A 25,893-nucleotide genomic window follows, 5' to 3' on the forward strand; every position below is an offset into this window, starting at 1 on the left:
CGTCCGCTCGCCCATCATGGCTCGCCTCCCGCCTTGCTCAGCAGGATTGAATCAGAGCCGAGTCACCGCAGCAAGAGGAGATTTTCAACACTATCCGCCAATCTCGGTCGTTCGGCGCCGGATCTACTTATCCCGAAAGCTGACATCTGCTGGGCACATGCGGCCGGCCGACGTGCGCCCATTTCGGACGACCAACTCGCACTGACGAACGGCAGCTCTGACTCACTTTCGGCCGCTCAGCCCCGCTCAGGCGTCGGCAGCCGACGGTCTAAGGGCGCGATGAGACTTCTTCAAATGTAGAACTTGAAGGGTTGCTTCTCAGTACCCGCGGCGCTGCCCATGACGAGCACATCTCCGACCTTGTCAGCGAACCTGATCGTGACAGGCACTGCGTCGCTGAAGTTGCAGGCGTTGTAGTTGATCTTGGTTAGGCCCATCACGTCTGACAAGACCGTGCGGATGTCCGGAAGCTCACCCGTGGAGCGAAGCGTCGTAATGAAAAGCGGATTAGGCGTCTCGGGGCCGAGATAGGTGTCGATACGAGGTGCGTAGCCTGCAGCCCAGAGGTAGGCGTTATGCGGGTCTAGCAGCAGCGCGGTCCCACGCAGGACCGGGTAGTCCCCCTCGCGGAACACCTTGGTCTCACCATGGGTCGACTTGATCCGAATGCCTACAACGCTCGTGCCGGCGGGCGCGGCATCGGCGAAACCGGCCCATTCGTCATCCGAGAAGTTCGCCCGGCCGTGGACGAAGAGTTCCCTGGGATAATCTTGAAATCGGGATTTGTAAGTTTCGAGCACCATCGAGAGAAGCGCCTTGGCGCGTTCGCGGGGGAGGTGAAACTCCTTGTCCTCGGAACGCCACGGGCCGTTGGCGCCGCGAAAGACAACGCCGTCGCCTTCACTGAGGAACATCTGCGCGGCGCAGCAGGCGTGATGCTGTGGATGGTTGGGGATTAGCTTAAAAACCAATCCAACGTAGCACACGCCCGGACGCATTCCGGCAATACGCCAGGGCGGCGTCCCCTGTGTCTTGTAGAACAAACCCGTGGCGAGGTTCCAAGCGACACTCGCTGGGTCCTGTGTCCCGCGCGAGGGCTTGCCGGCCTTGTTCAGAAACTCGTGTGGAGCGAGGGTAGTTTCGCGGATGAGCTGCGACGGCTGAGCCAAGCGGAGCAGTCGTGCCTTCACCTGACGGTGGAAGTCCGGCACATCGTCGAACACCGACTCTGCGGACTGATCGATGATCTCCGAAAGTAGGGGGAGATCGGATCTCGCGCCCTGCTTCTTTGCGAGCTTCCCGGGGATGAGCTCCCCCTTTCGCCTTCCGGCCATCTTGGGCCGGCAGGTCTCAAAGACGATCTCCGGGACCACGAGTACCCACACGTCCATCGAGCGCTCCTCCTCGGCAACGTGCGTCTCTATCGGGCGCAGGAAAACGTCGACGGTTCGGGACACAGCTTCGTGGTGGTTCTCGATGTTTATGGAGCCGAGCACCTGCTGAAGATCGATCTCACGCAGCGTGAAGGTGTCCGGATCCAGTCTCAGCCCGAACGCCTCTTCCAGTCCGGGGAAGTCGGATAGGTGAAGCCGGTTCGCCTTGTCCCGAGGGCCGCGCTTGGGCATGCGAACCGCTCGGCTTGCGGCGGCCGCCCAGCGCCTGAAGTAGTCGATGCCGCTAGCGGTGCCGATCACGCCTACGCGCAAGTCGGGCCTGTCTGGTCGCTCGGCCGGTCCGTATAGGTGCAGTCCGTCCTTCGGATGGTCGGTGACTTGGCCGAATGCGAAACCGAGTTCGGGCTCATCCACGTAATGGACTGGCAGCGATGTCTCGGGAGGCCGGATCAAAGCTCGTCGTCCTCATAGTAGCGGGTGACCGTCGTCTCGTCGGTCTCCTCGGCGTCCTCCCCAAGCCTGTTCATCTGCCGCGCGGAGACTGGTGACGTGAATTCGATGGGTGCTGCGTCGAGCGTGACCGCAAGCCCGCGACCTACCGGCAGGTCAACGAATGGGCTCTCGCCGGCCAGGAGCTCCAAGAACGCCATCAGTCGGCCATGCCATGCCTTGTTGCGCCACACGGAGCACACGGAGCGTCGCAGCCGAAACTGAGTGCGGTCGTCTTCGATTGCGACTACTTGGTCCTTCTCTCCGCGCTCGGAGAAGAGGACTCGCCCCTTCAATTTTAGATGAGGATAGGGGAAGAAGTTTGGGATCGCGCTGACTCCATATTCCCAGATCCGATTCTTCGCTACATTTCGTAGCATTGAGCTGCGTGTCTGCCCCTGACGTCCCCAAGGCACGCGCTTGCCAATGTCTAGCTTCGACGCGTCAACATGGAAGGAGGCTCCGCTAGAGAAGGTCCGCTCGAAGAAGCCGAGTGCCCGCATGCGCTTCTCCCAGGCTTGTCTGAGGAGGTTAGTCGCAATGCTCCGGGTATCTCTCGAACCAAGCCCATGCGCCTCGCTTCCATGCTCCAGCAACGTCATCAGGTCGAACTCGGCTTCCTCGCGCAATCCGCCTATTTGCGCGAAGCTCTCGTCGAGATCGAAGGGGGCCGCGAAGGTAAGGAAGCCCTCCTTGAAAGGAACCAGCGGCAGGGTGGATGGCGTCCCGAGCTTCTTGAGCGTCCCGTCGCTGCAGGAGTTACGGGGAACGAGGAGCCACAGTTTGTCAGGCATCTCGATGACGCGCAGCCAGTTGGACGTAAGTGGCTCCGGCTCACGTCTGACCCTGATAGCAGCTCGTCTTAGATAGGCAGCCCAGTCCGGACTAATAGATTTCTGCGCGCGCGGGAGCCGCTGCCGAGCGAGCGTGCGCTCCAGTTCACCCAGTCCTTGTGCCCAGCCGCCGTGAAAGTCGACCCATTGCAGGCCCCCGATGCCGAAGAGCTTCTGGAAAGGCTCCATGCGCAGAGGGATGATGAAGTTCGGCTGCGAGAGTTCGCGGGTGAGGTCGGAGGCTATCTCGATCTCCTCCAGCACTCCGGGCCGGGCTAGCGTCCTATCGCTGCAGCAGAGCAGCATCCTCATCGCGTCGTTGCGCAGCACATTCGTAATCTTAGTGCGCCAGCGGTCGCCACCCTGAAGGTCTAAGATGTCCGCGAAGACCTTGTATCCCGCCGCTTCCAAACGTGGAGCCAGCCAGAGGACGAACGCGTCGTCGCCTGGCGTTGCCTTGGAAATGAACAAAGTGTCTCGCTGGGGAGCTTTTGCGACCATCATCTATCGATAGAGGATGGGCGCACGACCTGCACTCATTTAAAGCGACGCGGTCCCGAGGCCATGTTTCTGCAAGTCATCGGGCACAATGTGCCTGAACGAAGCGCCTGTATGCAGGTTGTCGGAACTTTGCGGTCGTTCCACTTTCTTCAGTTTCGGACATCAGGGCGATCAACGGCTATCGGCAACGATGGGCGCAAGCCCGCCTACGGCCCCTTGCATGCGCTGCTTGACGGAACGACCACCGACGTACGCTTCGCATGCGGAGACCGCTGCGTAGCCAATCGAGCGAGATTCTCTAGCATTTCGAGAAGGGTGGATGACCCACTGGTCGCTTCTCAAAGGTGCCGGAGCGATCGCAGACGCTTGAGCAACCGGAAGCGTTCATGCAGGAAGCGCTGCGTGAGGGATGATTCCAGCGGAGTAGGCATGGCGAGCGAGCTGACGGATGCAGCATTTGATCAGTTTCGGTCGAAGTTTCCTGCTAAGCCCTGCAACATGGACGAGGTGCAGGACGCGAGCGAGTTGACTCCTATGACGCCGGAGCAGGGATTGAGATTTTGGATCGACGGACCTGGCGCACCTACGAGTGACACCCCACCTCAAATCGATGTCGCGCCTACGGGCAAGGAATTGTGGGTCGTGCGAACCGACGATGTAGTTCATTCGACGGAAACTAGCGCCTTCGCGCAGACCCTGGTTCGCAAGGTTCTTAAGCACAGCAACCTTACCGGCGGCGAACCTGCCCACTGTGGCGGGGAACTGCTGTTTCTTAAGGACGACGTCATCGCGCTCAACGGTGCTTCCGGTCGCTACGGACCTCAGACGGAAGAGGAAATGTCAGCGATTGCGACAGCTTTTCGTCGCTCGGGGTACGGCGTATGGAGCTTGGGTTTCGATACCGAAGCAGGATGGCCTTATCGTTTTGGTGACACTGATCCGGAATGGGTGGCAGCGTGATGCTGCATTCCTCGCAAGAACTGGATCTCGTCTTCGGTCCGGATTCGTCCGGCTCAGACCCGCTGACGCGCGCGTTGAGTTCCACCAAGCGCTTTGTGCGGAGCCAGACGCAAGTCGCCGAATGGCGACCGGAAGCAAAGGGGCTCGAGCTCACCCCTGCGCAGGCCCTTCACGCATTTGATTATGATGTACTGTTGAGAGTCGCGCGCGACGGTTCGGCGCAGCTGATCCCATCCCGCACAGAGCCGGCGCGTACGATCGAAGAGCGACGCAAAGAGCTTGGGCTAACGGCAAAGCAAATCGCGCGTATGATCGACTTGCCAGAGGCCAGTGTCGTGAAGGCAGAGACTGTAGGCAAGGTTTCGCCCATTCGCGACCTCATGAGAATTGCGGAAGCGCTAGCGCTCGACGAGCAGGTTCTGAGCTATTTGCCAAATGCGCGGGGAGATTCCGAACTTGGTGTCCGCTTGCGCACGCTCTCTAGCGAACGTCACGCCGGACCGGGCTTTTCTCCTTCTATCGTTCTGAAACTCACTGAAGCGGCCTGGGTCATTTCCCGTCAGTCCGAACTGGCTCGGCTGCTTGGTGTCGCGCCAGAAGTCACCAACGAGAGCTACAGCGACGATTATCACGGCCCGGTCTGGCAACGTGGCTATGAATTGGCGGCGCAGACGCGCACGATGCTGAGCATCGACGACGAAGCGCCCATTGAGAACGTCCGCAAGATCGTCGCTCGGTTCGGCCTCCCGTTGATTGAAACTGCGTTCGGAACGCGCTTTGCCGGCGCGACGATCGCAAATGCCGATGTCCGCGGAATTGTCGCGAACACGGAAGGGTCAAACTCAAATGTCTGGGTTCGGCGGATGACGATCTGCCACGAATTGGGGCATCTGCTCTGGGATCCCCCTTCTCGGCTCGGCAAACTCAAGGTGGACACCTACATGGAGCTGCAAACGCCAGGGGGCGATCCTGTCGAAGCACGCGCCAATGCGTTCGCGATCGCTTTCTTGGCACCGCCGAGAGCGGTCGCTCGTATCCTGGACGATCTCAGCGACAAAGCAACAATGGTCGCCGTTGTCATGGACCGGTTCGGTATTGGGCCTGGCGCAGCGAAGCATCATCTCGCCAATGTGAGCCGGGAACATCTCCACCGGGAAATAGATTTCATGACTGTCTCAGGCCGTCTGCTGCCCGAGCCGAGCGACGAATGGAACGCTCGAGAAGATTGGACCAACGCGTTCTATCCAATTGCTTCTGTGCCCGACACCCGACGCGGGGCTTTTGCAGCGTTGGCTGTGCTAGCAATGGAACGCGGCTTGGTAAGTGCCGACACAGTCTCTGAGTGGCTGAGGATAGCGCCCGAAGAAGTTGCCGCCCAGCGTGACAATATCGTCTCTCTGGGCGAAGTGGCTCTTTCGCGGCCATAGATGTGATTTAAGAATGTTCACACGCCACCAGACGAACATACGTCGCAGCCGGTCCGCTCCCGGCCAGATCTAGCCACAAAGACGCCGCCCATGAACCGCTGCGTTAGGGTAAGCCGCCTGGCCCTACCGGACCGCATCGAGAGGCCGGTGGCGGACGTCCTCTAATCCACCACCGCCATAGCGAAGCCGTCCCAGCCCTTGCTGCCGACCGTCTGGATGGCGGTGCCGCTCAGCCGCGGCTCGGCGGCGATGAGGTCGATGAAGCGGCGTATGCCCTGGACCGCCGGATTCTGGCTGGCGGCGTCGCGCACCTCGCCGTCGCGCACGACATTGTCGCCGATGATCAATGTGCCCGGCCGCGACAGGCGCACGCCCCAGGCGAGATAGAGGTCCTGGTTGGCCTTGTCGGCGTCGATGAAGACGAGATCGAAGGGGCCGCGCCTTTCCGCCTCGATCCGGGGCAGCAGGTCGAGGGCCGGGCCGACGCGGATGTCGACCCGGTCGGCGAGGCCGGCGCGGACGATATTGGCGTGGGCGATTCGCGCATGATCCGCCTGGTGCTCGATCGTCACCACCTCGCCTTCGGGACCGACGGCGCGCGCGAGCCAGATCGTCGAATAGCCGCCGAGGGTGCCGATCTCGAGCACCCGTCGGGCGCGGATCGCCCGCGCGAGCAGGTGGAGGAACTTGCCCTGCAACGGCGACACGTCGATCGGCGGGAGCCCCGCTGCCGCATTGGCGGCGAGGACGGCCTCCATCTCCGGGTCGCGCGCCAGCAGCCGCTCCGCGAAATAGCGGTCCAGATCGTCCCATTCGGCCTCGGCCATGTCCGTCCGTCCCTCCCTTCGGGAGATCAGCGCGTCGCCTCTCTGCCCGCGAGCGCCCGGTCCTCATGGGCGCGCCGGATCACATAGTGGCGTATCGTATCCGCCTGCGCCGCGTCCATCACCGGCCGCCACGACACCATGCCGTTTTCGTGCAGCGCGCCCTCGAACACGACCGAGCGCCAGGTGGCGGGATTGTCGAGCGCGGCGCTGTAGCGAAGATCGGGGACGAGCGCGCCGGCGACCGCGGCGTCGCCGTGGCAGACGCCGCAGAAGCGGCCGTAGAGCGCGGCGCCCTGCGCGATGGCCTCGGGCGTGCCGCGGTCCGCGGGCGGGTCGAGCGGCCGATCGGTGAAGGGCGGCGCCGGCGGCAGCCGGGCCGTTCCGCCGACCTTGAAGACGAGAAGCCGGCTGATGTTGCGCACCGGCCCCGAGACGTCGTGGAGGATTCCGGGGGCGATCGCCCACACGCCGCCCCAGCCGGCGAGGACGGCGACATATTGCTGGCCGTCGATCGCGTAGGTGACGGGCGCGGCGACGATTCCCGTCTGGGCCGGGAAGGTCCACAGGCGGCGGCCGCTCGCCGTGTCGAAGGCGGCGAAATCGCCCGCTGCCGAGCCCTGGAAGACGAGCCCTCCGGCGGTCGAGAGCACGCCGCCGTTCCAGGGGCCGCGATACTGGACCCGCCAGCGCTCGCGCTGCTGGACCGGGTCCCAGGCGATGAGGGCGCCGCGCGTGCCCTGCCGCGCCGCCGCCCGCGCCTCGGCAATGGCCGGCATGGCCGCCGCGCCCATGTCGATGCCGGTGTTGAAGCCCATCGGTGCCGGCTGCCAGTCCGGGTCCGGGAAGTAGGGGAAGCCGGCATCCTGGGCGGGGATGAAGACCAGGCCTGTCGCCGGATCGAAGGACATCGGATGCCAGCTATGGGCGCCGCTCGCGCCGGGGACGGAGATGAAGGGCCGGCCGGTTCGGTAGTAGCGCGCCTCGGGATTCTCGATCGGGCGGCCGGTGCGCATGTCGATCCCGATCGCCCAGTTCATCTCGACGAAATTCTCGGCCGAAATGAGCTGCCCGTTGGTGCGGTCGATGACGTAGAAGAAGCCGTTCTTCGGCGCCTGCATCAGCACCTTGCGCACCCTTCCGCCGATAGTGAGATCGGCGAGGATGATGTGCTGGGTAGCCGTGAAGTCCCAGGTCTCGCCCGGCGTGGTCTGGTAGTGCCAGACATAGTCGCCGGTGTCGGGACGGATCGCGACGATCGAGGAGAGGTAGAGATTGTCGCCGCGTCCTTCGGAGCGGTGCGCCTGGTTCCAGGGGGAGCCGTTGCCGACGCCGATATAGAGCAGGTTCAGCTCGGGATCGTAGGCCATCGAATCCCAGACCGTGCCGCCGCCGCCGAGGCGCCAATATTCGCCGTGCCAGGTCTCGGCCGCGCGCCGGAGGTGCTCGCCTTCGAAGCCGTCGGCAGGGTTGCCCGGGACGGTGAAGAAACGCCAAAGCTGCCGGCCGTCGCGCGCGTCATAGGCGGTGACGTAGCCGCGCACGCCGAACTCCGATCCGCCATTGCCGATGATGACGCGGCCGTCGATCACCCGCGGGGCGCCGGTGATCGAATAGGGCTTGGACTGATCGACGGTGACGACGCTCCACAGCGGGCGGCCGCTGTGGCGGTCGAGCGCGATCAGCCGGCCGTCGAGCGTGCCGACGAACAGGCTGTCGCCCCAGGCGGCGACGCCGCGATTGACCGCGTCGCAGCAGACCATGGCGAGCCGCTCGCGCGGCACCTGTGGATCGAAGGACCAGAGCAGTCGCCCGGTCCGGCCGTCATAGGCCTTCACCATCGACCAGGCGGTGGACACGTAGAGATTGCCGTCGATGACGATCGGCGTCGCTTCCTGGCCGCGGCTGGTGTCGAGATCGGCGAACCAGGCGAGGCCGAGCTGCGACACGTTCTCGCGATCGATCTGGTTCAGCGGGCTGTGCCGCTGCTCGTCATAGGTGCGTCCGGTGGTCAGCCAGTCGGCGCCGTCGGCGCGGGCGGCGACGATCCGCTCCCCGGTGACCGCGCCGGCCGCGGTGGAGGGCGTCTTCGTCCTCGAGCCGCAGGCGGACAGGGTCGCCAGCACGGCGAGGACAAGAACCAGCCTTCGTCCCATCGCCCCTCCCATGGCGGCCCGCCGAGGTCAGTGCACCATGCGGTCCTGCTCGCCCCAGAATTGCTTCTTCAGACTCTTCTTGTCCATCTTGCCGGCCGCGGTCCGCGGGATGGAATCGGTGAAGGTCACCGCCTTGGGCGCCTTGACCCCGCCGAGCCGCGCCTTGGCGTGCGCGATGATCGCCTCCTCGGCGATCTCGTCGGCGACGACGACGGCGTGGACCGCCTCGCCCCAATGCTCGTGCGGCACCCCGATCACGACGCACTCGCGGACCTGGTCCAGCTCCATGATCGCCGCCTCGACCTCGGCCGAATAGACGTTGAAGCCGCCGGTCACGACCATGTCCTTCTTGCGGTCGACGATGAACAGATAGCCGTCGTCGCTGAACCGGCCGACATCGCCGGTATGGTGCCAGTCGAACTTGCGGATCTCGGCCGTCGCCTCGGGCATCTCGAAATAGCCCTGGCTGACCAAGGCGCCGCGGACGACGATCTCGCCGGCCTCACCCGGCGGGAGGATGTTGCCGTCATCGTCCATGACCTCGACCCGGACCGAGTAGCTCGGCTTGCCGCAGCTGGCGAGCAGCTCCGGCCGGTCGCCCGCCGCCGCTCTCGCCACCGTCTCGGGGGGCAGCCAGCAGGTGATCATCGGCGATTCCACCTGGCCGTAGGCCTGGCACATGCAGGGGCCGAACACCTCGACCGCCTGTCTGAGCTTGTCCGGCGACACCGCCGAGCCGACCAGCACGAAGATCCTGAGCGAAGAGACGTCGTAGCGCTCGCGGCCGGGATGATTGAGCAGGCCGTAGAGCGCGGTCGGCGGCAGGTACATGTGGGTGACGCGGTGCCGCTCGATCGCCTCGAACACGGCCTGCGGATCGAAGCCGGGCAGGATGAGCTGGGTGGCGCCGAACTGCAGGGTCGCCAGCGCGACCGGGCCGGCGGCATGGGTCAGCGGCGCGACGACGAGGTTGACCGGCGCCTCGGTGCGGCCGCCGATCGCGTTGCCGACCGTCTCGATCATCGTCCCCCAGCCGAGATTGGTGACATTGACGCCCTTGGAGGGGCCGGTGGTGCCGCCGGTCGGGAAGATGCCGACGATCTCGTCGAGGTTGCCGAACGGATCGCTCGGATCCCGCCAGGCCGCGGGATCGGCCCCGGCGATGAACGAGTCGAGCGACGGATCGCCGTCATGGCCGCGGTCGAGGCAGACGCAATGAACGAGCGTCGGCACCCTCCGCTTCAGCTCGGCGACGTCGGCGGCGAGGCTGCTGTGATAGAAGAGCCAGCCGCAGCGGACATAGTTGAGATAGGCGGCATTGGCGTCGATCGCGTTGCGGGTGTTGACCGGAACCCACTTGGCATTGGCCCGCCAAAGGCCGAGCAAGGCGAGGAGCACGTCGACATTGTTGGTCGAGTAGAGCGCGACCGGTTCCTGTCCGGGAAACCCGGCCGATTCCATGGCGACGGCGATCCGTCTGGTCAGCGCCTGCGCCTCGGCGAAGGTCAGGCTCCGCTCGGCATCGGCCATGGCGACGCGATCGGGGTCGATCCTGGCACCGCGGTCGAAATAGTCGATGGCACGCATGCGGGTCCCCCTGCCTCAGCCCCAGCGGTTGATCTCGGGCCCGGGCGCCCAGGCGGACAGCGGATCGCCGGTTCGCGATTGCGCCACGGCCCTGCGGATCGATTCGCGGCCCGCCATCCGGTCCAGCCAGGCGCGGGTCCGGGGTGCATTCTCGAAGGCCTCCGGAACGAGCGCGACCATCCCGGCCAGCCAGGCGTAGGTCTCGAGATCGGCGATGGTGAAGTCGCCGAGGATCCAGTCGCCGTCGATCCTGTTCTCGAGCCGCTCGACCGCGAGACGGATCTTGCCGCGCGAATCCTCGATCTGCGCCTCCGGGAAGGCGCCCTCGCGGATGGTGCGCCAGCGCTCGGCCAGGTCGGCGCTGCCGATCGCCGCGACGAGCTGCTCGAACGCGACGTCGTCCATCGCCTGCAGCTTCGGCGTCAGATGCGCGCGGGCCCCGAGCAGCGACGCGGCGGGCGCCACCCGCTCGATGACGAACCGGCACCACATCTCCATTTCCCAGCGTGCATAGGGTTCGGCGGGCTGCAGGGAGCCGCCATGGGCCTCGTCGAGATATTGGGCGAGGAAGACGCTGTCCGCCATCGGCTCCCCCTCCACGACCAGGACCGGGCCTTCGCCCTCGATGCTCATCTCGACCTCGCGCCTGCGCGGCGGGACGGCGTGCCGCTCCCCGGCCGCCAGGTCGATCGCGATCATCTCGGCTTCGGCGCCGACCTCGTAGCAGGCCGCCAGGACGGTCAGCGAGGGGCCGTTCGGCTCGCCGTGGAACAGGCTGGTGCCCATCATTGCGGCTCCCTTTCCAGGATCTTCACGCGCTTCACCATTTCGGTGCGGCCGAGCGCCCAGGTCTGCCGGGTCGCCGGCCGCTCGTAGATCCTGCGCAGCCATTCGAGGATGTGCGGCGTCTTCTCCTCATTCGACAGATGCGGCTGCGACAGCGGCAGCGCGTAAGCGAGGTTGAAGCCGTTGACGTCGGCGAGCGTGTAGCGGTCGCAGGCCAGCCAGGCGCGCTTCGAAAGCGCCTCCTCGAGCAGGCCGATGCCGATCGCGACCCGGCGCTGCGATTCCGCCAGCTCCGCCTCGCTGAACTGATTGTAGATCGCTTTGCGCCAGGCGGTGCGGCGCTCCGGCAGCGGAATCCGCTCGATCGCCGCCTCGAGCTCCTGCGGGTCGCGCCGGCGGACGGCGGGACCGACGAAGATGCTCCAGCCGATCATGCTGAACGAGGGGGCGAGCCACTGGTCCATGAACTTCATCCACCAGCGGACCCGCCATCGGTCCTTCGGATCGGGCGGCATCAGCGCCGGCCCGTCGAAGGCGGCGTCGACATATTCCATGATCGCCGTCGATTCGGTCAGCACCCGGCCGCCGTGGAGCATGGCCGGGATCGTCCCCTGCGGGTTGATCGCCAGATAGTCCGGCTTGTGCTGGTCGAAGTTCAGCATGTCGACGTAGCGGCTCTCGAAGGGAACGCCCTTCTCCGCGAGCGCGAGCATCGGCTTGCCGCTATTGGCGTTCGGCTCCCAGTGGAACAGAGTGACTTCGTCGCTCATCGGCGCCCGCCTCTCCCTTGCCCGGCTTCGCCGCCTTTCGACGCGGCTTGTTTTTCCGGTTGGCCAAATTAGGATGTATGTGAAGCATACAACTTTCGAACGCGGGATCAATGCCGCGCGGAGCTTCGCCGACCCTCCGGATCCGCCGGAGCGACGGCCGTGCGTAGAGGATGACGAGCCGATGAACCGAGCCTCCGAAGTGGTCGATTTCCATGTCGCCGATCGGATCGCCTGGGTGAGCTTCAATCGCCCCGAAAAGCGCAACGCGATGAGCCCGGCGCTCAACCGGCGGATGATGGAGGTGCTCGACGCGCTCGAATATCGCGACGATGTCGGCGTGCTGGTGCTGAAGGGCGCCGGCGAATCCTGGTCGGCCGGAATGGATCTCAAGGAATATTTCCGGGAGACCGAGGCGCAGGGGCTCGCGGGCGTGCGCAAGTCCCAGCGCGAATCCTATGGCTGGTTCCGGCGGCTGCGCTGGTACCAGAAGCCGACCATCGCCATGGTCAACGGCTGGTGCTTCGGCGGCGCCTTCGGTCCGCTCTTCGCCTGCGACCTCGCCATCGCCGCGGACGAGGCCAAGTTCGGCCTTTCGGAGATCAACTGGGGCATCCTCCCCGGCGGCGGCGTCACCAAGGTGGTGGTCGACCTCCTGAGCATGCGCGACGCCATGTACCTGGCGCTCACCGGCGATCTCATCGACGGCCGCACCGCCGCGGCCTGGCGGCTGGTCAACGAAAGCGTGCCGCTGGAGCGGCTGGAAGCGCGGGTGACCGAGCTCGCCAACCTGCTGCTCGCCAAGAATCCGGTGGCGATCAAGGCGGCCAAGGACGCGGTTCGCCGCGTCAAGGAAATGACCTACGACAATGCCGAGGATTATCTGGTGCGGGCGCAGGAAGCGGCCAACAGCTTCGACCCGGCCGCCAGGAAGGAAGGCATAAGGCAGTTCATCGACGAGAAGAGCTACAAGCCCGGGCTCGCCAGCTACGATCTCAGCAAGCAGAAGGATCGCGCTGGATAAGGAGCCCCACGGACGGAGAGGAAGTGGAGGCATGAGCGAAGACATCATCGCCGACTATGTGATCGTCGGCGCCGGCAGCGCGGGCTGCGTGCTCGCCAATCGGCTTTCGGCCGATCCGGGCAACCGGGTGCTGCTGCTCGAGGCCGGCGGCGACGACCGCCCCTTGCGCAACCTCAAGCAATTCTGGTCGAACCTGCTGATCCACACGCCGATCGGCTTCGGGAAGACGCTGAACGATCCCAAGGTGAACTGGATCTACGAGACCGAGCCGGACCCGGGCACCGGCGGCCGGCCGCACAAATGGCCGAAGGGCAAGGTGCTCGGCGGCTCCTCCTCGATCAACGGCATGCTCTATGTCCGCGGACAGGCCGCCGATTATGACGGCTGGGCGCAGATGGGCTGCACCGGCTGGTCCTATGACGACGTCCTCCCTTATTTCCGGCGCGCGCAGAACCAGGAACGCGGCGCCTGCGACGTGCACGGCGCCGGCGGGCCGCTCAACACGTGCGATTTCCCCGAGCAGAACGAGGTCAGCAAGGCGCTGCTCGACGCCTGCGTCGAGGCCGGTATTCCCTATGTCCCGGACATCAATACCGGCGACCAGGAGGGCGTGACCTGGTTCCAGCTGACCCAGCGCGGCGGCAAGCGCTGCTCGACCGCGGTCGGCTACCTCCACCCGGTCGAGGGCCGACCCAATTTGCGGATCGAGACGGAGGCGCAGACGACCCGGATCCTGTTCGAAGGCAGGCGCGCGGTGGGCGTGGAGTTCGTCCAGGGCGGCCGGACCCGGATCGCCCGCGCCAATTCCGAGGTCATCCTCGCCGCGGGCGCGGTCGCCTCGCCGCAGCTGCTCGAGGTCTCCGGAATCGGTTCGGGCGAGGTGCTGAGGAAGATCGGCGTCCCGGTCCTGCACGCGCTTCCCGCCGTCGGCGAGAATCTCCAGGACCATTACATGATCGGCTGCCAGTGGCAGGTGAAGCCGGAATACAAGACGGTGAACGAGCTCTCGCACGGGCTCAACCTCGCCCGCGAGATCGTCAAATATGCGGTCGGCAGGAAGGGCCTCCTCACCTACGCCGTCGCCCATGTCGTCGCCTTCACCAAGACGCGCGAGGGGCTGGCGAATCCCGACGTCCAGTTCCACCTGATGGCGGCGAGCATGGACCTGGAGGCGCTGGCGAAGACCCAGGCGCTCGTCCTCGAGCGGACGCCGGGCATCACCTGCACGCCGTGCCAGCTCCGGCCCGAATCGCGCGGCTCGATCCACGCCAAATCGGCCGATGCCCGCGTCTATCCCACGATCGTCGCCAACTATCTGTCGGACCCGCTCGACCAGGAGAGCGCGATCGCCCAGCTCAAGCTGGCGCGGCGGATCGTCAACCAGCCGGCCATCGCGCCCTATCTGGTCAGCACGGCCGACCCTTTCGGCGACACCGACGAATCGATGCTCGGCTATGCCCGGATGGCCGGCGGCACCCTCTATCATGCCGTCGGCACCTGCCGGATGGGCAGCGATCCGGCCGCGGTCGTCGATCCCCAGCTCCGGGTGAACGGCGTCGAGGCCCTGCGCGTCGTCGACGCCTCGATCATGCCCAAGATCGCCTCGGGCAACACCAACGCACCGACGATCATGATCGCCGAGAAGGCGGCGGACATGATCCTGGGCAAGAATGCGATGCGCGCGGCGGCGTGAGCGCGGAGCGGGTCACGGCCGACGCGGCGCGCGTGCCGATGGTGCGATGAGCGCGGCCGTCACCGTTCGCGAGGCAGTGTTCGCGCTGCTGCGAGCGCACGGAATGACCACGATCTTCGGCAATCCGGGTTCGACCGAGCTGCCGATGTTCCGCGATTTTCCCGAGGATTTCCGCTATGTGCTGGGGCTTCAGGAATCGGTGGCGCTCGGCATGGCGGACGGCTTCGCCCAGGCCACCCGCAATGCCGCTTTGGTCAACCTCCACAGCGCGGTCGGGGTCGGCCATGCGCTCGGAAACCTGTTCACCGCCTTCCGCAACCGCACGCCTTTGGTGGTGATCGCCGGCCAGCAGGCGCGATCGATCCTGCCTTTCCAGCCGTTCCTCTATGCGGAGCAGGCAACGGAATTCCCGAAGCCCTACGTCAAATGGAGCTTCGAGCCCGCCCGCGCCGAGGACGTGCCCGCGGCGATCGCGCGCGCTTATCATGTCGCGATGCAGCCGCCGCGCGGGCCGGTCTTCGTCTCGGTCCCGGTCGACGATTGGGACCGGCCGTGCGAGGCGCCGGCGCCGCGCGCGGTGGGGCGGGCGCCGCGGGGCGACGCGCGCCTGCTGGACGAGCTCGGCCGCGCCCTTGCGAAGGCGGAAAGGCCGGTGCTCGTCGTCGGCGCCGAAGCGGCGCGGGACGAGGCCTGGGCCGAGACGATCGCGCTGGCCGAGCGGCACCTCATGCCGGTCTGGGTGAGCCCGATGTCCAGCCGCAACGCCTTCCCCGAGGACCATAAACTGTTCGCCGGCTTCCTCGAGGCCAGCCGGGAGGCGATCGTCCGCGATCTTGCCGGCCACGATCTGGTCCTGGCGCTGGGCGCGCCGGTCTTCACCTATCATGTCGAGGGCTTCGGGCCGCATGTCCCGCCCGAGTCCCGGCTCTACCAGCTGATCGACGATCCGCTGGTGGCGGCCGCATCCCCGGTCGGCACGGCCATCGTCGGCAATATCCGCGAGGGCCTGCGCGAGCTGCTCGCCGGCCCGGCCCCCGGCAGGCGGCCCGAGCCGGCCCGCTTCGACCGGCCGAATCCGCCTGCGCCCGAGCCGCTCACCGACGCCTATCTCCTGTCGAGGGTGGCGGCCCTGCGGCCGGCGGGGAGCATCGTCGTCGAGGAGGCGCCGTCGAGCCGCGGCGCCATGCACGACTTCCTGCCGATCACCGATCCGGACGGCTTCTACACCTGCGCGAGCGGCGGCCTGGGTTTCTCGATGCCGGCGGCGGTGGGCATCGCGCTGGGCCGGCCGGGCGAGAAGGTGATCGCGCTTATCGGGGACGGATCGGCCATGTACGCGCCCCAGGCCCTGTGGTCGGCCGCCCAGCTCGGGCTTCCGGTCAGCTTCGTCATCGTCAATAATCGCCGCTACGAGGCGCTGCTCGGCTTCGGCCGGAGGTTCGGGGTGGAGCGGCCGGTCGGCACGCAACTGCCGGGGATCGATTTCTGCGCTCTGGCCGAGGCCCAGGGCGTGGCCGCCGCCCGGGTCGAAAGCGCCGAGCGGCTCGACGCCGCGCTGCGCAGCGCCTTCGATTCGCCCTCACCAGGCCTGGTCGAGGTCGTCGTCGCCTGAGCGGCCGGCATAGGCCAGAGCGGCGGAGGCCAAGGCGGCGAGGCAGCAGCCCGCCATCACCGCGATCATCGGCCGCTCGCTGCCGTCGGCGAAGGCGCTGACGAGCGCGCTGGCGAGGCCGCCGCCGGCGAAGGCGGCGGTGCCCATCAGCGCCGACGCGGTGCCGGCCTGGGCGCCGTGGCGGTGCAGCGCCTCCACCGTCGCCATCGGGATCATCATGCCGGTGGCGAGATATTGGAGGACGATCGCGCCCACGATCGTCCACGGCCCGATCAGGGGGGAGAAAGCGAGCGCGAGGAGGAAAGTCATCACCGCCGCCGTGACCGCGGTGCAGCGGGTGAGGGCGCGACGGGCGCCGATCCGATCCATCACCATCGGCGCGAGCTGGGCCGACCCCGCCCAGAAAGCGGCGGTGACGCCGTACATCAGGCTGAACTCCCAGCCGTCCCAGCCGTAGAGGGTCATGAACACGAATGGCGAGCCGCCGAGATAGGCGAAGAAGGCGGCCTGGCTCAGCGACATCATCAAGGCGACGCCGACGAAGTGACGGTCGCGCAGCAGGATCGCATAGCCGCCGAGGATCCGGGCGACGCCGCCGACGCTGCGCCGCTCCTGCGGGAGCGTCTCGGGAAGAAGGGTCGCCAGCAGCAGGATGGCGAGGCCGGCGGTGGCGGCCATGAACCAGAAGATGATGCGCCAGGAAAAGGCGGCGGCGAGCGCGCTGCCCAGCATCGGCGCGAGCAGCGGCGCGATCGAGATGACGAGCATCACCAGCGCCATGATCCGCGCCGCTTGCGCGCCGGTATAGAGATCCCGCACCACGGCGCGGGGAATGGCCATGGCGGCGCAGGCGCCGAGGCCCTGGACGAAGCGCCAGGCGACCAGCGCCTCCAGGGTCGGCGCGAAGGCGACGCCGATCGAGGCGAGGATGAACAGGCCCAGCCCGAGATAGAGCGGCCCCTTGCGTCCGAACCGGTCGGAGAGCGGGCCGTAGATGTTCTGGCCGAGCGCGAGCGCGGCGAGCAGGCTGGTCAGGCTGAGCTGGATCGACGCCGGATCGGTGCCGAGATCGGCGGCCATGCGCGGAAAGGCCGGCACGTACATGTTGAGCGCGAGCGGGCTCGACAGCGAGACCAGGCCGAGCACGAGCGCCTGGCGGCCGAGGCTGCGCCGCCCGGCGACGGCCGTCTCCATTTCGTGCCTGCGTGCCATGGCGGCCTTGTGGGGTGCGGCCGGAACGTAGGCAAGGCTTACGGTTCTGCTTCTTCGTCGCCCCTGCGAACGCAGGGGCCCATGCAGCTCGCTTCATACGCCCCGCGGCTTCCGACCTGCGCCGCTTGGGCCCCTGCTTTCGCAGGGGCGACGGGAGGGAGGTCGGCGGACCGACGCGGGCACTCAGGGGCGAGGAGGGGGCGATCAGCCCCCGAGTCTCTCCACCACATAACGCGCCGCGGCGAGGTCCTGGACGATGCTGCCGAGCGATTTGTAGATCGTCACGTCGGTGTCGGCCCGGCGGCCGGCGAGCGTCCCGGCCATCACCTCGCCGATCTCGCCGAGCACGTGCGAATCGTCGATGAGGCCGGCGGCCTTGGCGCGCAGGAACTCGCCGCCCTGGGCGAGCACGCCTTCGCGATGATCGGCGAAGAAGCGGGCGCGGGCGACGAGATCGTCGTCGATCTCGGCCGGCCCGGCACGGCTCGAGCCGACCGCGTTGATATGGGCGCCGTCGGCCACCCAGAGCGAGAGCAGGATCGGATCCGATGCCGCCGAGACGGTGCAGAGGATGTCGGCATCCCGAGCCGCCGCCTGCGCCGTCGGCAGGGCCTCGGCCGCGATGCCGCTGCCGCGCACGCGCTGTGCCAGCGCGGCCGCGCGCTCGGGTGCGCGGCCCCAGATGGTCACCCGCTCCAGCCGGCGGACATGCCGGATCGCCTCGACGTGGCGCCACGCCTGCTCGCCGGTGCCGAGGATCGCCAGCCGCCGGGCGTCGGCCCGGGCGAGTGCGTCGGTCGCCGCGGCCGAGGCGGCGGCGGTCCGGATCGCGGTCAGCTCGCCCCCTTCGACGAAGGCCGCGGGGGCGCCGGTGCGGCCGTCGAACAGCACGACCACGCCCTGGTGCGAAAGTCCGCCGCGGGCGACATTGTCCGGGAAGATGCTGACCAGCTTGGCGCCGAAGCCGTCGTCGAGCATCGCCCCGGGCATGACGCCGAAGGCGCGGCCCTCGTCGAGATCGACGATGCCGCGAAGCAGCTGGCGCGTCCGGCCCGTGGAGAGGGCGATCATCGCGTCCCGCATCAGCGGGATGCAGGCCTCGTAGGAGAGGAGGCGAACGACGGCGTCGGCAGGCACCCAGACGGGAGTCATGCGACCGCCCTCGCTTCGTCTGCCCTGAGCCGCGCGCGGAACAGGCGGATGAGGATGCTGCCGTTGAGCAGCATGACGACGCCGTAGATGTTCTGCGTGACCGCCAGCGGCAGGCTGCCGAGCACGGTCAGCGTCAGGAAGATGGCGAGGCTGGCATTCTGCACGCCGACCTCGATGGCGAGGGTCATCGAGTCGCGCCGCCCGGCGCCGATCGCCCGACCGATCAGCAGCCCGGCGAGCGTGGCGAGGACGTTGAGCGTCCACATCGCCGGGCCGGCGCCGACCAGCTGCGCCAGCACCATGTCGAGGCTGATCGCGACCGAGAAGGCGATGACCGCGACCATCAGCACGAAGGCCATCGGGCGGAGCCAATGCACCAGACGGGCCGCGGCGGCGCTCCAGTAGCGATGCACGACCATGCCGAGCGCGACCGGGACGACGGTGATCAGGAAGAGCTGCACGATCGTCTGCGGGATCGAGATGGTCGGAACGTCGCCGCCGCTGCCGAGGAAGAAGGGGATCGCCCAGCTCAGCAGGAACGGGATGCTGAACACGGTGACCAGGCTCGAGAGAGCGGTGAGGACGACCGCGAGCGCGACATTGCCGCGGCCGACGAAGGTGAGCGCGTTGGAGGTGGTGCCGGCGGGGCAGATCGAGATGATGAAGACGCCGAGCGCGAGCTCCGGGGACAAGGGGAAGAGGAGGGCGACGGCGAGGCCCAGGATCGGCAGCAGCACGAGCTGGCCGCCCAGCCCGCCGATCACGGCCTTGCCGCCGCGCAGCACCAGGACGAAATCCCTGAGCGCGAGGGTGAGGCCCATGCTGAACATGATCAGCATCAGGCAGGCCGGCACGAACAGGGTCTGGACGAAGCCGATGAACTGCTGAGACATTCTTCCCCCTTCACTCCTTTCGGATCCCTCCCCCTGGAGGGGGAGGGTAGGGTGGGGGGCTCGGCGGTCGAGACGTTCCGCGGGCACCGAGCACCCTCACCCTGCCCTCTCCCTCAAGGGAGAGGGTTAGTGCGCTATCCCCAGACTTCCCGCGCGTAAGCGAGGAAGTTCAGGCCCATGATCTTGTCGATCCTCGCCGCGGCATAGCCCCGCCGCTCGAGCAAGCCGATGAGGCGGTCGAACTGGCCGGGCCCGCTCAGATCCTCGACGAAGGGCAGGGTGTCCGGATTCTCGCCGGCGGCGCCGATGCCGGCGGCGCGGCGCTCGGCGATCTCCTGGCGGATGCGGGCGCGATAGGCGGCCATGTCGTCGATGCCGGTGGTGCCGCCGTCGGTGCCGATGCCGACATGGTCCTCGCCGCAGACGTTCACCGCATGATCGATATGGGCGACCACATCCTCGGCCGTGGCGACGCTGTCCGGGCTGAGGAAGGGCATGAAGTAGATGCCGACGAAGCCGCCTCGCGAGGCGACCAGCCGGAGCTCCTCGTCGGTCTTGTTGCGCGGCAGGTCGGTGAGGGCGCGGCAACCGGTGTGGTTGATCGACACCGGCCGGCTCGAGATCCGGGCCGCCTCGAGGCAGGTCCGTTGGCCGCTATGGGAGAGATCGACCATGATCCGGTTGCCGTTCAGCCGCTCGATCACCTCCCGGCCGAACGGCGTGATGCCGCGATTTTCGGAGGCCATCGATCCGTCGCCGATCCGGTTGGCGGGATTGTAGGTGAGCTGAATGATCCGCACGCCGAGATCGGCGAAGATGTCGGCGCGCGACGCATCGTCGCCCATCATCGCGGCATTCTGGAAGCCGTAGATGATCCCGATCCGGCCGTCGCGCCGCGCGCGCTCGATGTCCGCCGCCTCGATCACCTTGAGCAGGCGATCGGGATGGGCCCGCAGCCGCGCTTCCCAGACGCCGATCTCGCGCATCGTGTGCTCGAACGGGTCCATCTCGCCGGCGACATAGCCGAGGGTGACGTTGACCGCGTCCATCCCCGAGGCACGGGCATCGTCGAGGACGCGGCGATCGATCGTGCGGGCGAGCGTCGACGCGATCGCGCCGGCCGGCCGCTCGGCATTGGGATCGTAGAAGCCGCCGAGCGCATTGACGACGAGCCTGTCCGCGGCCTCGCCCGCGGACGCCGAAGCCAAAGCGGGCACCGGCACGGCGGCGGCCGCCGCCGCTGCGGCGAGGAAGGTTCGGCGGTCGAATTCATTCATCGTCGGCGGCTTCCTCAGGCGTGATCGGGCGGTAATCGGCACGGGCGAATCGACGGCCCCTTTTCACCGTCATCGTCACCGATCGGATATGGGCGATGTCGGCGGTCGGATCGCGCTCGAGCACGACGAGATCGGCCTGGCGGCCGGGGGCGATGGTGCCGAGCGCGTCGCCTTGACCGATGGTCGCGGCGCCGACGCTGGTCGCCGCCACGATCGCCTCCATCGGTGTCAGGCCGGCGCGCGCGACGAGCAGCTCGAGCTCGTCGTGGAGAGCGGGCCAGGGCGAATCGGACGGGGCATAGCTGTCCGTTCCCGCCGACAGCGTCACGCCTGCGCGCCGGGCCTGGTCTGTCAGGCGGGCGGCGAGGTCGAGCGTGCAATAAGGCGGGCGTTCCGGCGTCGACCGGCTCTCGACCTCGCGATAGACCCGCAGCGTCGGGTCGAGGACGATGCCGCGCTCGCGCATCGTCGCAAACAGGCGGGCCATGACGGGATCGTCGCCGCTGCGAAAGGGCTCCGGATCGATCGGGAAGCGATCGGCATAAGCCGAAGGCCGGCGATCGAGCGCCTCATAAGCGAGATAGCAGGTGTGGGAGACGACGTCCGGCCGGGCGTCGAGCACTTCGCTCGGCAGCGCCGGAAAGACCATGGCATGGACCCAGACGCGCAAGCCCTGGCGGTGGGCCTCTTCGGCGATCCGGCGCACGAGCGCGGCCGGCAGATTGGCGTAGATCTTGATCGCGGCGGCGCCGGTGCCGCGGGCCATGGCGACCGCGCGGACGAGATTGGTATCCTCGTCAACCGCCTGCGCCCAGGGCGCCTCGCCGGGGCGGTAGCCGGCGCTGACTGCCGCGGTGCGGGGGTCGGCGAAGAAGCTGGGGCCGGCCATGATCGCGGCATGAACGAGGTCTGGGCCCTCGATCTCGCCCGTCCTGGCGGCGCGGTCGAGCTCGGCGACCGAGCGCAGATCGTCGGCCATGATCCGCATGCCGGTGACGCCGCCATAGAGGGCGCGGCGCATCAGCCCTTCCGCCTGGAGCCGCCGGGGCGGCGTCGCGAGATGCTGGTGGCTGTCGATCAGGCCCGGCAGGAGGAAGCGCCCGGCGAGGTCGATCACCTCCGCGTCCGCGAGCAGATCGGGCGTGACCTCGGAATCGGGCAGCACCCGCTCGATCCGATCGCCTCGGGTGATGACCGTCATGTCCGGACGCGGCGCGGCGCCGGTGCCGTCGATCAGAACGGCGCCGCGATAGACGCTGCGCTCCGTCGCAGCCGGCGGCGCGAACGGCGCCTGGGCCGCCGCCGGCCAAGCGATCGAAAGCCATCCCAACAGGACCAGTCCCACACCCCGCATGGCTGCGGCCTAGCATCGGCCCGGCATCGCGCCTAGCTCGGGCGAATGTCCGACATGCCCGACCCGATTCCGGCCGCCACCCTGGTGCTGATGCGCGAAGCGCGGCGCGGCCCGCCGGAGCTGCTGGTGATGGAGCGCACCGGCCACATGGCGTTCGCGGCCGGCGCGCTCGTCTTTCCGGGCGGGCGCATCGACCCCGAGGACGAGGCCTTCGGCGCCGGCTTCGCGGACCTGCCGGATGCCGCCGCCCGGATCGCCGCGGTGCGCGAGACGATCGAGGAGACCGGGCTGGCGCCCGCGATCCGCCCGGAGATCGACGCTGCCACGGCGTGCCGGCTTCGCGCCGGGATCGAATCGGGCCGCGACCTCGCCGCCCTGCTCGCCGAGGAATCGCTCGCGATCGATCCGCACCGGCTGACGCCCTTTGCCCGCTGGTGCCCCAATTTCCGCGAGACCCGCCGCTTCGACACCTTGTTCTTCCTGGCCGAGGCGCCGGCGGAGGCGGCCGAGCCGACGGTGAGCGAGCAGGAGGCGGTGCGCGTCTTCTGGGCCGGCGCGCGCGACATCCTGGACGAGATCGAGGCGGGCCGAGCCCATGCGATATTCCCGACCCGCCGCAACCTGGAGCGTCTCGCCCGCTTCGACTCGATCGCCGAGGCGCGCGAGGATGCGGCGCGGCATCCGGTCCGCAAGATCACCCCCTGGATCGAGGACCGGCCAAGCGGGCGCTTCCTGTGCATCCCTGACGACGCCGGCTATCCGGTGACCTGCGAACCGCTGGAAACGGCGAGGCGCAGCTGAGCGGTCCTCGATCCCGGCGCCGGTTGATCCGTTTCCTCGGCGCGGCGTTTGGCATGAGATGCGCCGACTGCGCCGAACGATCGTGACGCTCATCCTCCTCGGCCTGCTCGGGCTCGGGGCGCTGCTGCTCTACGGCCATGCACGCAGCCATCCCGAGGATATGCCGTGGACGGCGCTTGACCTCACCCGGCCGGTCGGAATGTTCACCGGGCGCAAAATTGCCGACCTGGCCGACGAGGGACCGCGCTGCCAGGCGCTGCTCGACCAGGCCGGAGTCCGCTTCACCGCCCTGCCGGCGCGGGGCGGCGGGGAGCAATGCGGCTACGATCATGCGGTGAGGTTGCGGACCGACGGCGCCCTCGGCATCCGCTATTCGCCCTCTGGTCTCGGCACCAGCTGCTCGGTCGCCGCCGCCTTGGCCTTGTGGGAATGGCACGTCGTCCAGCCGGCGGCGCAGCGCCATTTCGGGAGCGAGGTCGAGCGGATCGAGCATTTCGGAAGCTATAGCTGCCGGCGTCTCTACGGGCGCGACAGCGGCGCCTGGAGCGAGCATGCGACGGCCAATGCGGTCGACATAGCCGGCTTCGTCCTTGCCGACGGCACGAGGATCAGCGTCGTTCGCGACTGGGACGATGAGGCGGCGGCCGGCCGATTCCTGCGCGAGGTGCGCGACGGCGCCTGCGATCTCTTCGCCACCGTCCTGTCGCCCGACTATAACGAGGCGCATCGCGACCATTTCCATCTCGACCAGGCGCAGCGCGGGACGATGGGTTGGCGCGCCTGCCGGTAGTCGCTGGGCTAGAGGCGATCCTCCCCTTTAAGGGGAGGGGGACCGCCCGCAGGGCGGTAGGGGGGTGTCAGCCTATCCGCCCTTGCCGAGATGAAACGGGCGCTGACACCCCTCCACCAGGCTTCGCCTGGTCCCCTCCCCTCGACGGGGAGGATCAACACTGCGCCCTGCGCAGCCCTCTACAAATTTGCTGCCGAATTCCCTATCTGAAGCGCGCCGGGCGCCTGCCGGCAGGCGGCGCGGCGCATCAACGAACCACATCGAGCGTGCGACCGTGGGCGTCGCCAGGGGAAGCGACGTGACGGAAGCCTTTGCCGGCGAGAGCCCGAACCGGGCCTCGGCCGAGACCGAAACCAAGGCAGGTGCCCGCAGCCCGGCCGCGCTCGAGCGGCGCACCTTCGCGATCATCTCGCATCCGGACGCGGGCAAGACGACGCTGACCGAGAAACTGCTCTTCTCGGCCGGCGCGGTCCACGAGGCCGGCGAGGTGCGCGCCCGCGGCGACCGCCGCCGCGCCCGCTCCGACTGGATGCAGATCGAGCAGCAGCGCGGCATCTCGGTGACCAGCTCGGTGATGACCTTCGAGCGCGGCAACATCCTGTTCAACCTGCTCGACACGCCGGGCCACCAGGACTTCTCCGAGGACACCTACCGCACCCTCACCGCCGTCGATTCGGCGATCATGGTGATCGACGCCGCCAAAGGCATCGAGGCGCAGACCCGCAAATTGTTCGAGGTTTGCCGCCTCAGGAACATCCCGATCGTCACCTTCATCAACAAGGTCGACCGCGAGGGGCGCACGCCGTTCGAGCTGCTCGACGAGATCGCCGAGATGCTCCAGCTCGACGTGTCGCCGCAGAACTGGCCGACCGGCATGGGCGGGCTGTTCCACGGCCTTTACGACCTCAGGCGCGACCGACTGCTCACGGCCGACGGCGAGGGGCGGTTCCGCTGGACCGGCGTCGCCGGTCTCGACGATCCGAAGCTGGACGATCTGCTTCCGGCCGACGCCGCCGCGTCGCTGCGCGAGGATGGCGGGCTCGCGCTCGCCGCTTATCCGCAATTCGATCTCGACGCCTTCCGCGCCGGCGATCTCACCCCGGTCTTCTTCGGCAGCGCATTGAAGCTGTTCGGCGTCGATCCGCTGCTCGACGGCCTCGCCGAGCACGCGCCGCCGCCGCAGGCGCAGCCGGCCCGGCCGGCGCCGGTCGAGCCGGACGAGGCGCGGGTGACCGGGTTCATCTTCAAGGTCCAGGCCAATATGGATCCCAATCACCGCGACCGGATCGCCTTCATGCGGATCTGCTCGGGCACGCTGAAGCGCGGCATGAAGCTGAACAACAGCCGCGTCGGCAAGGCCATCGCCATCCACAACCCGATCAGCTTCTTCGCCCGCGACCGCGAGCTCGCCGAGGCGGCGCGGCCGGGCGACATCATCGGCATCCCCAACCATGGCACGCTCCGGGTCGGCGACACGCTCACCGAGAAGGGCGACCTCGCCTTCACCGGGCTTCCCGATTTCGCGCCGGAGATTTTGCGGCGCGTCCGCCTCGACGATCCGCTCAAGGTGAAGCAGATGCGCCGCGGCCTCGGCGATCTTGCCGAGGAAGGCGTGATCCGGCTGTTCAAGCCGGTGATCGGCTCGCAGTGGATCGTCGGGGTGATCGGCGAGCTCCAGCTCGACGTGCTCGCCACCCGTCTCGAGCAGGAATATGGCGTGAAGCTCGGCTTCGAGAGCAGCCCCTACGAGGTCGCACGCTGGGTCAGGTCCGACGACCCGGCCAAGCTCAAGCGCCTCGTCGAAGCCAATCGCGACCGCATCGCCGAGGATCAGGACCAGGCGCTGGTCCTGCTGATGCGCAATGCCTGGGAGCATGGCCGCTTCGCCGAGGAATGGCCGGGGATCACCTTCGCGGCAGTACGCGAGCGGCTCTGATTTTCGGGCGCGCGGAGCCGGCGCGGATCATGCCCCGCCCGGCGACGATCCACGAGAGGCGGGGCGCCGCCGACTCGTTCCGGCGCGAAACCGACTCGGACCGGCGACGGCGTCGGAACGATCGATTCCTTTCGGGCTTCAAGCTCGATTCTCATGGCCGAGGAGGATCGCCGATGAGAGCCGCCGCTTTGCCGTCCCGCTTGCTCTCGCGGATCGTCTATCATGACTCGAAACGGACGCTGCACGTCCATTTCCGAAGCGGCACGCTCTACGTCTATCACGACGTCCCGCTCGAGGCCTATGAGGCGCTGAAGACCGCCGCATCGCCGGGACGGCACTATAACCGCCACGTGCGCGGCCGCTACCGCTGCACCTTCGACCCGGCGCGGAAGAGGTTTCGGCCCGACGCGGCGGCGTGACCGCCC

21 protein-coding genes are annotated in these 25,893 nt (G+C 67.6%); 9 read left to right on the forward strand and 12 right to left on the reverse strand.

Annotation, left to right across the window (positions count from 1 at the left end):
• Positions 1-290: 290 nt before the first annotated feature.
• Both DDE10_RS14480 and DDE10_RS14485 read right to left on the reverse strand, forming a co-directional pair.
• Positions 291-1,694 (reverse strand): argonaute/piwi family protein, encoded by a 1,404-nt coding sequence (locus DDE10_RS14480; RefSeq protein WP_284734672.1) that lies wholly within the window; start codon positions 1,692-1,694, stop codon positions 291-293.
• A 149-nt stretch (positions 1,695-1,843) separates the two neighbouring features.
• A complete protein-coding gene (locus DDE10_RS14485) occupies positions 1,844-3,187 on the reverse strand; it encodes a toll/interleukin-1 receptor domain-containing protein (RefSeq protein WP_162806632.1) in 1,344 nt (447 codons plus the stop codon).
• 459 nt (positions 3,188-3,646) lie between these two features.
• Here DDE10_RS14485 and DDE10_RS23505 point away from each other — a divergent pair, with 459 nt between their 5' ends.
• Together DDE10_RS23505 and DDE10_RS14490 are read left to right on the forward strand one after the other, a co-directional pair.
• Complete coding sequence (locus DDE10_RS23505; RefSeq protein ID WP_162806633.1) at positions 3,647-4,177, forward strand: hypothetical protein; 531 nt, start codon at positions 3,647-3,649, stop codon at positions 4,175-4,177.
• Positions 4,162-5,604, forward strand: a complete 1,443-nt coding sequence (locus tag DDE10_RS14490; RefSeq protein WP_284734673.1) for an XRE family transcriptional regulator — start codon at positions 4,162-4,164, stop codon at positions 5,602-5,604. The genes DDE10_RS23505 and DDE10_RS14490 overlap by 16 nt, the downstream gene beginning before the upstream one ends.
• A gap of 161 nt (positions 5,605-5,765) precedes the next feature.
• Here DDE10_RS14490 and DDE10_RS14495 read toward each other — a convergent pair whose 3' ends face one another.
• Genes DDE10_RS14495 through DDE10_RS14515 form a run of 5 tightly spaced genes read right to left on the reverse strand, consistent with a single transcriptional unit; the run spans position 5,766 to position 11,727 of the window.
• Positions 5,766-6,431: an O-methyltransferase gene (locus tag DDE10_RS14495; protein ID WP_114953510.1), complete on the reverse strand. Its 666-nt coding sequence runs from the start codon at positions 6,429-6,431 to the stop codon at positions 5,766-5,768.
• Positions 6,432-6,457: 26 nt separating this feature from the next.
• Positions 6,458-8,584, reverse strand: coding sequence for a PQQ-dependent dehydrogenase, methanol/ethanol family (locus DDE10_RS14500; protein ID WP_114953511.1), 2,127 nt, complete (start codon positions 8,582-8,584; stop codon positions 6,458-6,460).
• 27 nt (positions 8,585-8,611) lie between these two features.
• Positions 8,612-10,171: an AMP-binding protein gene (locus DDE10_RS14505; protein WP_114953512.1), complete on the reverse strand. Its 1,560-nt coding sequence runs from the start codon at positions 10,169-10,171 to the stop codon at positions 8,612-8,614.
• A 15-nt stretch (positions 10,172-10,186) separates the two neighbouring features.
• Entirely contained in the window at positions 10,187-10,960 is a 774-nt protein-coding gene (locus DDE10_RS14510) for a glutathione S-transferase family protein (protein WP_284734674.1), read from the reverse strand.
• Complete coding sequence (locus DDE10_RS14515) at positions 10,957-11,727, reverse strand: glutathione S-transferase family protein (protein WP_114953514.1); 771 nt, start codon at positions 11,725-11,727, stop codon at positions 10,957-10,959. The genes DDE10_RS14510 and DDE10_RS14515 overlap by 4 nt, the downstream gene beginning before the upstream one ends.
• A gap of 181 nt (positions 11,728-11,908) precedes the next feature.
• Here DDE10_RS14515 and DDE10_RS14520 point away from each other — a divergent pair, with 181 nt between their 5' ends.
• The 3 genes from DDE10_RS14520 to mdlC are packed head-to-tail and all read left to right on the forward strand — an operon-like array spanning position 11,909 to position 16,053.
• A complete protein-coding gene (locus DDE10_RS14520) occupies positions 11,909-12,748 on the forward strand; it encodes a p-hydroxycinnamoyl CoA hydratase/lyase (protein WP_114953515.1) in 840 nt (279 codons plus the stop codon).
• Positions 12,749-12,779: 31 nt separating this feature from the next.
• Positions 12,780-14,441: a GMC family oxidoreductase gene (locus DDE10_RS14525; RefSeq protein WP_114953516.1), complete on the forward strand. Its 1,662-nt coding sequence runs from the start codon at positions 12,780-12,782 to the stop codon at positions 14,439-14,441.
• 46 nt (positions 14,442-14,487) lie between these two features.
• Complete coding sequence (gene mdlC / locus DDE10_RS14530; protein WP_114953517.1) at positions 14,488-16,053, forward strand: benzoylformate decarboxylase; 1,566 nt, start codon at positions 14,488-14,490, stop codon at positions 16,051-16,053.
• Here the strand turns inward: mdlC and DDE10_RS14535 are convergent.
• The 5 genes from DDE10_RS14535 to DDE10_RS14555 all read right to left on the reverse strand — a co-directional run bounded on the left by DDE10_RS14535 (position 16,021) and on the right by DDE10_RS14555 (position 21,941).
• Positions 16,021-17,265, reverse strand: coding sequence for a multidrug effflux MFS transporter (locus tag DDE10_RS14535; RefSeq protein ID WP_114953518.1), 1,245 nt, complete (start codon positions 17,263-17,265; stop codon positions 16,021-16,023). The genes mdlC and DDE10_RS14535 overlap by 33 nt on opposite strands.
• Before the next feature lie 204 nt (positions 17,266-17,469).
• Complete coding sequence (locus DDE10_RS14540; protein WP_114953519.1) at positions 17,470-18,417, reverse strand: ornithine cyclodeaminase family protein; 948 nt, start codon at positions 18,415-18,417, stop codon at positions 17,470-17,472.
• Complete coding sequence (locus DDE10_RS14545) at positions 18,414-19,310, reverse strand: bile acid:sodium symporter family protein (RefSeq protein WP_114953520.1); 897 nt, start codon at positions 19,308-19,310, stop codon at positions 18,414-18,416. Before DDE10_RS14545 ends, DDE10_RS14540 begins: the two co-directional genes overlap by 4 nt.
• Positions 19,311-19,444: 134 nt before the next feature.
• Positions 19,445-20,587, reverse strand: coding sequence for a dipeptidase (locus DDE10_RS14550; protein WP_114953521.1), 1,143 nt, complete (start codon positions 20,585-20,587; stop codon positions 19,445-19,447).
• Positions 20,580-21,941: an amidohydrolase family protein gene (locus tag DDE10_RS14555; protein ID WP_114953522.1), complete on the reverse strand. Its 1,362-nt coding sequence runs from the start codon at positions 21,939-21,941 to the stop codon at positions 20,580-20,582. The genes DDE10_RS14550 and DDE10_RS14555 overlap by 8 nt, the downstream gene beginning before the upstream one ends.
• A gap of 54 nt (positions 21,942-21,995) precedes the next feature.
• Between DDE10_RS14555 and DDE10_RS14560 the strand changes: the two genes are divergently transcribed.
• The 4 genes from DDE10_RS14560 to DDE10_RS23510 all read left to right on the forward strand — a co-directional run bounded on the left by DDE10_RS14560 (position 21,996) and on the right by DDE10_RS23510 (position 25,887).
• Positions 21,996-22,742 carry an NUDIX hydrolase gene (locus tag DDE10_RS14560; RefSeq protein WP_284734675.1) on the forward strand — a complete coding sequence of 249 codons (747 nt, stop codon included), beginning with the start codon at positions 21,996-21,998 and terminating at the stop codon, positions 22,740-22,742.
• A gap of 58 nt (positions 22,743-22,800) precedes the next feature.
• Positions 22,801-23,532 (forward strand): extensin-like domain-containing protein, encoded by a 732-nt coding sequence (locus tag DDE10_RS14565; RefSeq protein WP_114953524.1) that lies wholly within the window; start codon positions 22,801-22,803, stop codon positions 23,530-23,532.
• A 298-nt stretch (positions 23,533-23,830) separates the two neighbouring features.
• Positions 23,831-25,468, forward strand: coding sequence for a peptide chain release factor 3 (locus DDE10_RS14570; protein ID WP_114953525.1), 1,638 nt, complete (start codon positions 23,831-23,833; stop codon positions 25,466-25,468).
• 173 nt (positions 25,469-25,641) lie between these two features.
• Positions 25,642-25,887 (forward strand): KTSC domain-containing protein, encoded by a 246-nt coding sequence (locus tag DDE10_RS23510; protein WP_162806634.1) that lies wholly within the window; start codon positions 25,642-25,644, stop codon positions 25,885-25,887.
• Positions 25,888-25,893 lie beyond the last annotated feature (6 nt).

The organism is Sphingosinicella terrae, from assembly GCF_003347635.1.
Classification (GTDB): Bacteria; Pseudomonadota; Alphaproteobacteria; order Sphingomonadales; family Sphingomonadaceae; genus Allosphingosinicella; species Allosphingosinicella terrae.

What these genes read in the sequence shown, in the direction of transcription:
- DDE10_RS23505 (WP_162806633.1), top strand. Translation starts at nt 3,647, where the DNA reads ATGGCGAGCGAGCTGACGGATGCAGCATTTGATCAGTTTCGGTCGAAG.
- DDE10_RS14490 (WP_284734673.1), top strand. Translation starts at nt 4,162, where the DNA reads ATGGGTGGCAGCGTGATGCTGCATTCCTCGCAAGAACTGGATCTCGTC.
- DDE10_RS14495 (WP_114953510.1), bottom strand. Translation starts at nt 6,431, where the DNA reads ATGGCCGAGGCCGAATGGGACGATCTGGACCGCTATTTCGCGGAGCGG.
- DDE10_RS14500 (WP_114953511.1), bottom strand. Translation starts at nt 8,584, where the DNA reads ATGGGACGAAGGCTGGTTCTTGTCCTCGCCGTGCTGGCGACCCTGTCC.
- DDE10_RS14505 (WP_114953512.1), bottom strand. Translation starts at nt 10,171, where the DNA reads ATGCGTGCCATCGACTATTTCGACCGCGGTGCCAGGATCGACCCCGAT.
- DDE10_RS14510 (WP_284734674.1), bottom strand. Translation starts at nt 10,960, where the DNA reads ATGATGGGCACCAGCCTGTTCCACGGCGAGCCGAACGGCCCCTCGCTG.
- DDE10_RS14515 (WP_114953514.1), bottom strand. Translation starts at nt 11,727, where the DNA reads ATGAGCGACGAAGTCACTCTGTTCCACTGGGAGCCGAACGCCAATAGC.
- DDE10_RS14520 (WP_114953515.1), top strand. Translation starts at nt 11,909, where the DNA reads ATGAACCGAGCCTCCGAAGTGGTCGATTTCCATGTCGCCGATCGGATC.
- DDE10_RS14525 (WP_114953516.1), top strand. Translation starts at nt 12,780, where the DNA reads ATGAGCGAAGACATCATCGCCGACTATGTGATCGTCGGCGCCGGCAGC.
- mdlC (WP_114953517.1), top strand. Translation starts at nt 14,488, where the DNA reads ATGAGCGCGGCCGTCACCGTTCGCGAGGCAGTGTTCGCGCTGCTGCGA.
- DDE10_RS14535 (WP_114953518.1), bottom strand. Translation starts at nt 17,265, where the DNA reads ATGGCACGCAGGCACGAAATGGAGACGGCCGTCGCCGGGCGGCGCAGC.
- DDE10_RS14540 (WP_114953519.1), bottom strand. Translation starts at nt 18,417, where the DNA reads ATGACTCCCGTCTGGGTGCCTGCCGACGCCGTCGTTCGCCTCCTCTCC.
- DDE10_RS14545 (WP_114953520.1), bottom strand. Translation starts at nt 19,310, where the DNA reads ATGTCTCAGCAGTTCATCGGCTTCGTCCAGACCCTGTTCGTGCCGGCC.
- DDE10_RS14550 (WP_114953521.1), bottom strand. Translation starts at nt 20,587, where the DNA reads ATGAATGAATTCGACCGCCGAACCTTCCTCGCCGCAGCGGCGGCGGCC.
- DDE10_RS14555 (WP_114953522.1), bottom strand. Translation starts at nt 21,941, where the DNA reads ATGCGGGGTGTGGGACTGGTCCTGTTGGGATGGCTTTCGATCGCTTGG.
- DDE10_RS14560 (WP_284734675.1), top strand. Translation starts at nt 21,996, where the DNA reads ATGCCCGACCCGATTCCGGCCGCCACCCTGGTGCTGATGCGCGAAGCG.
- DDE10_RS14565 (WP_114953524.1), top strand. Translation starts at nt 22,801, where the DNA reads ATGCGCCGACTGCGCCGAACGATCGTGACGCTCATCCTCCTCGGCCTG.
- DDE10_RS23510 (WP_162806634.1), top strand. Translation starts at nt 25,642, where the DNA reads ATGAGAGCCGCCGCTTTGCCGTCCCGCTTGCTCTCGCGGATCGTCTAT.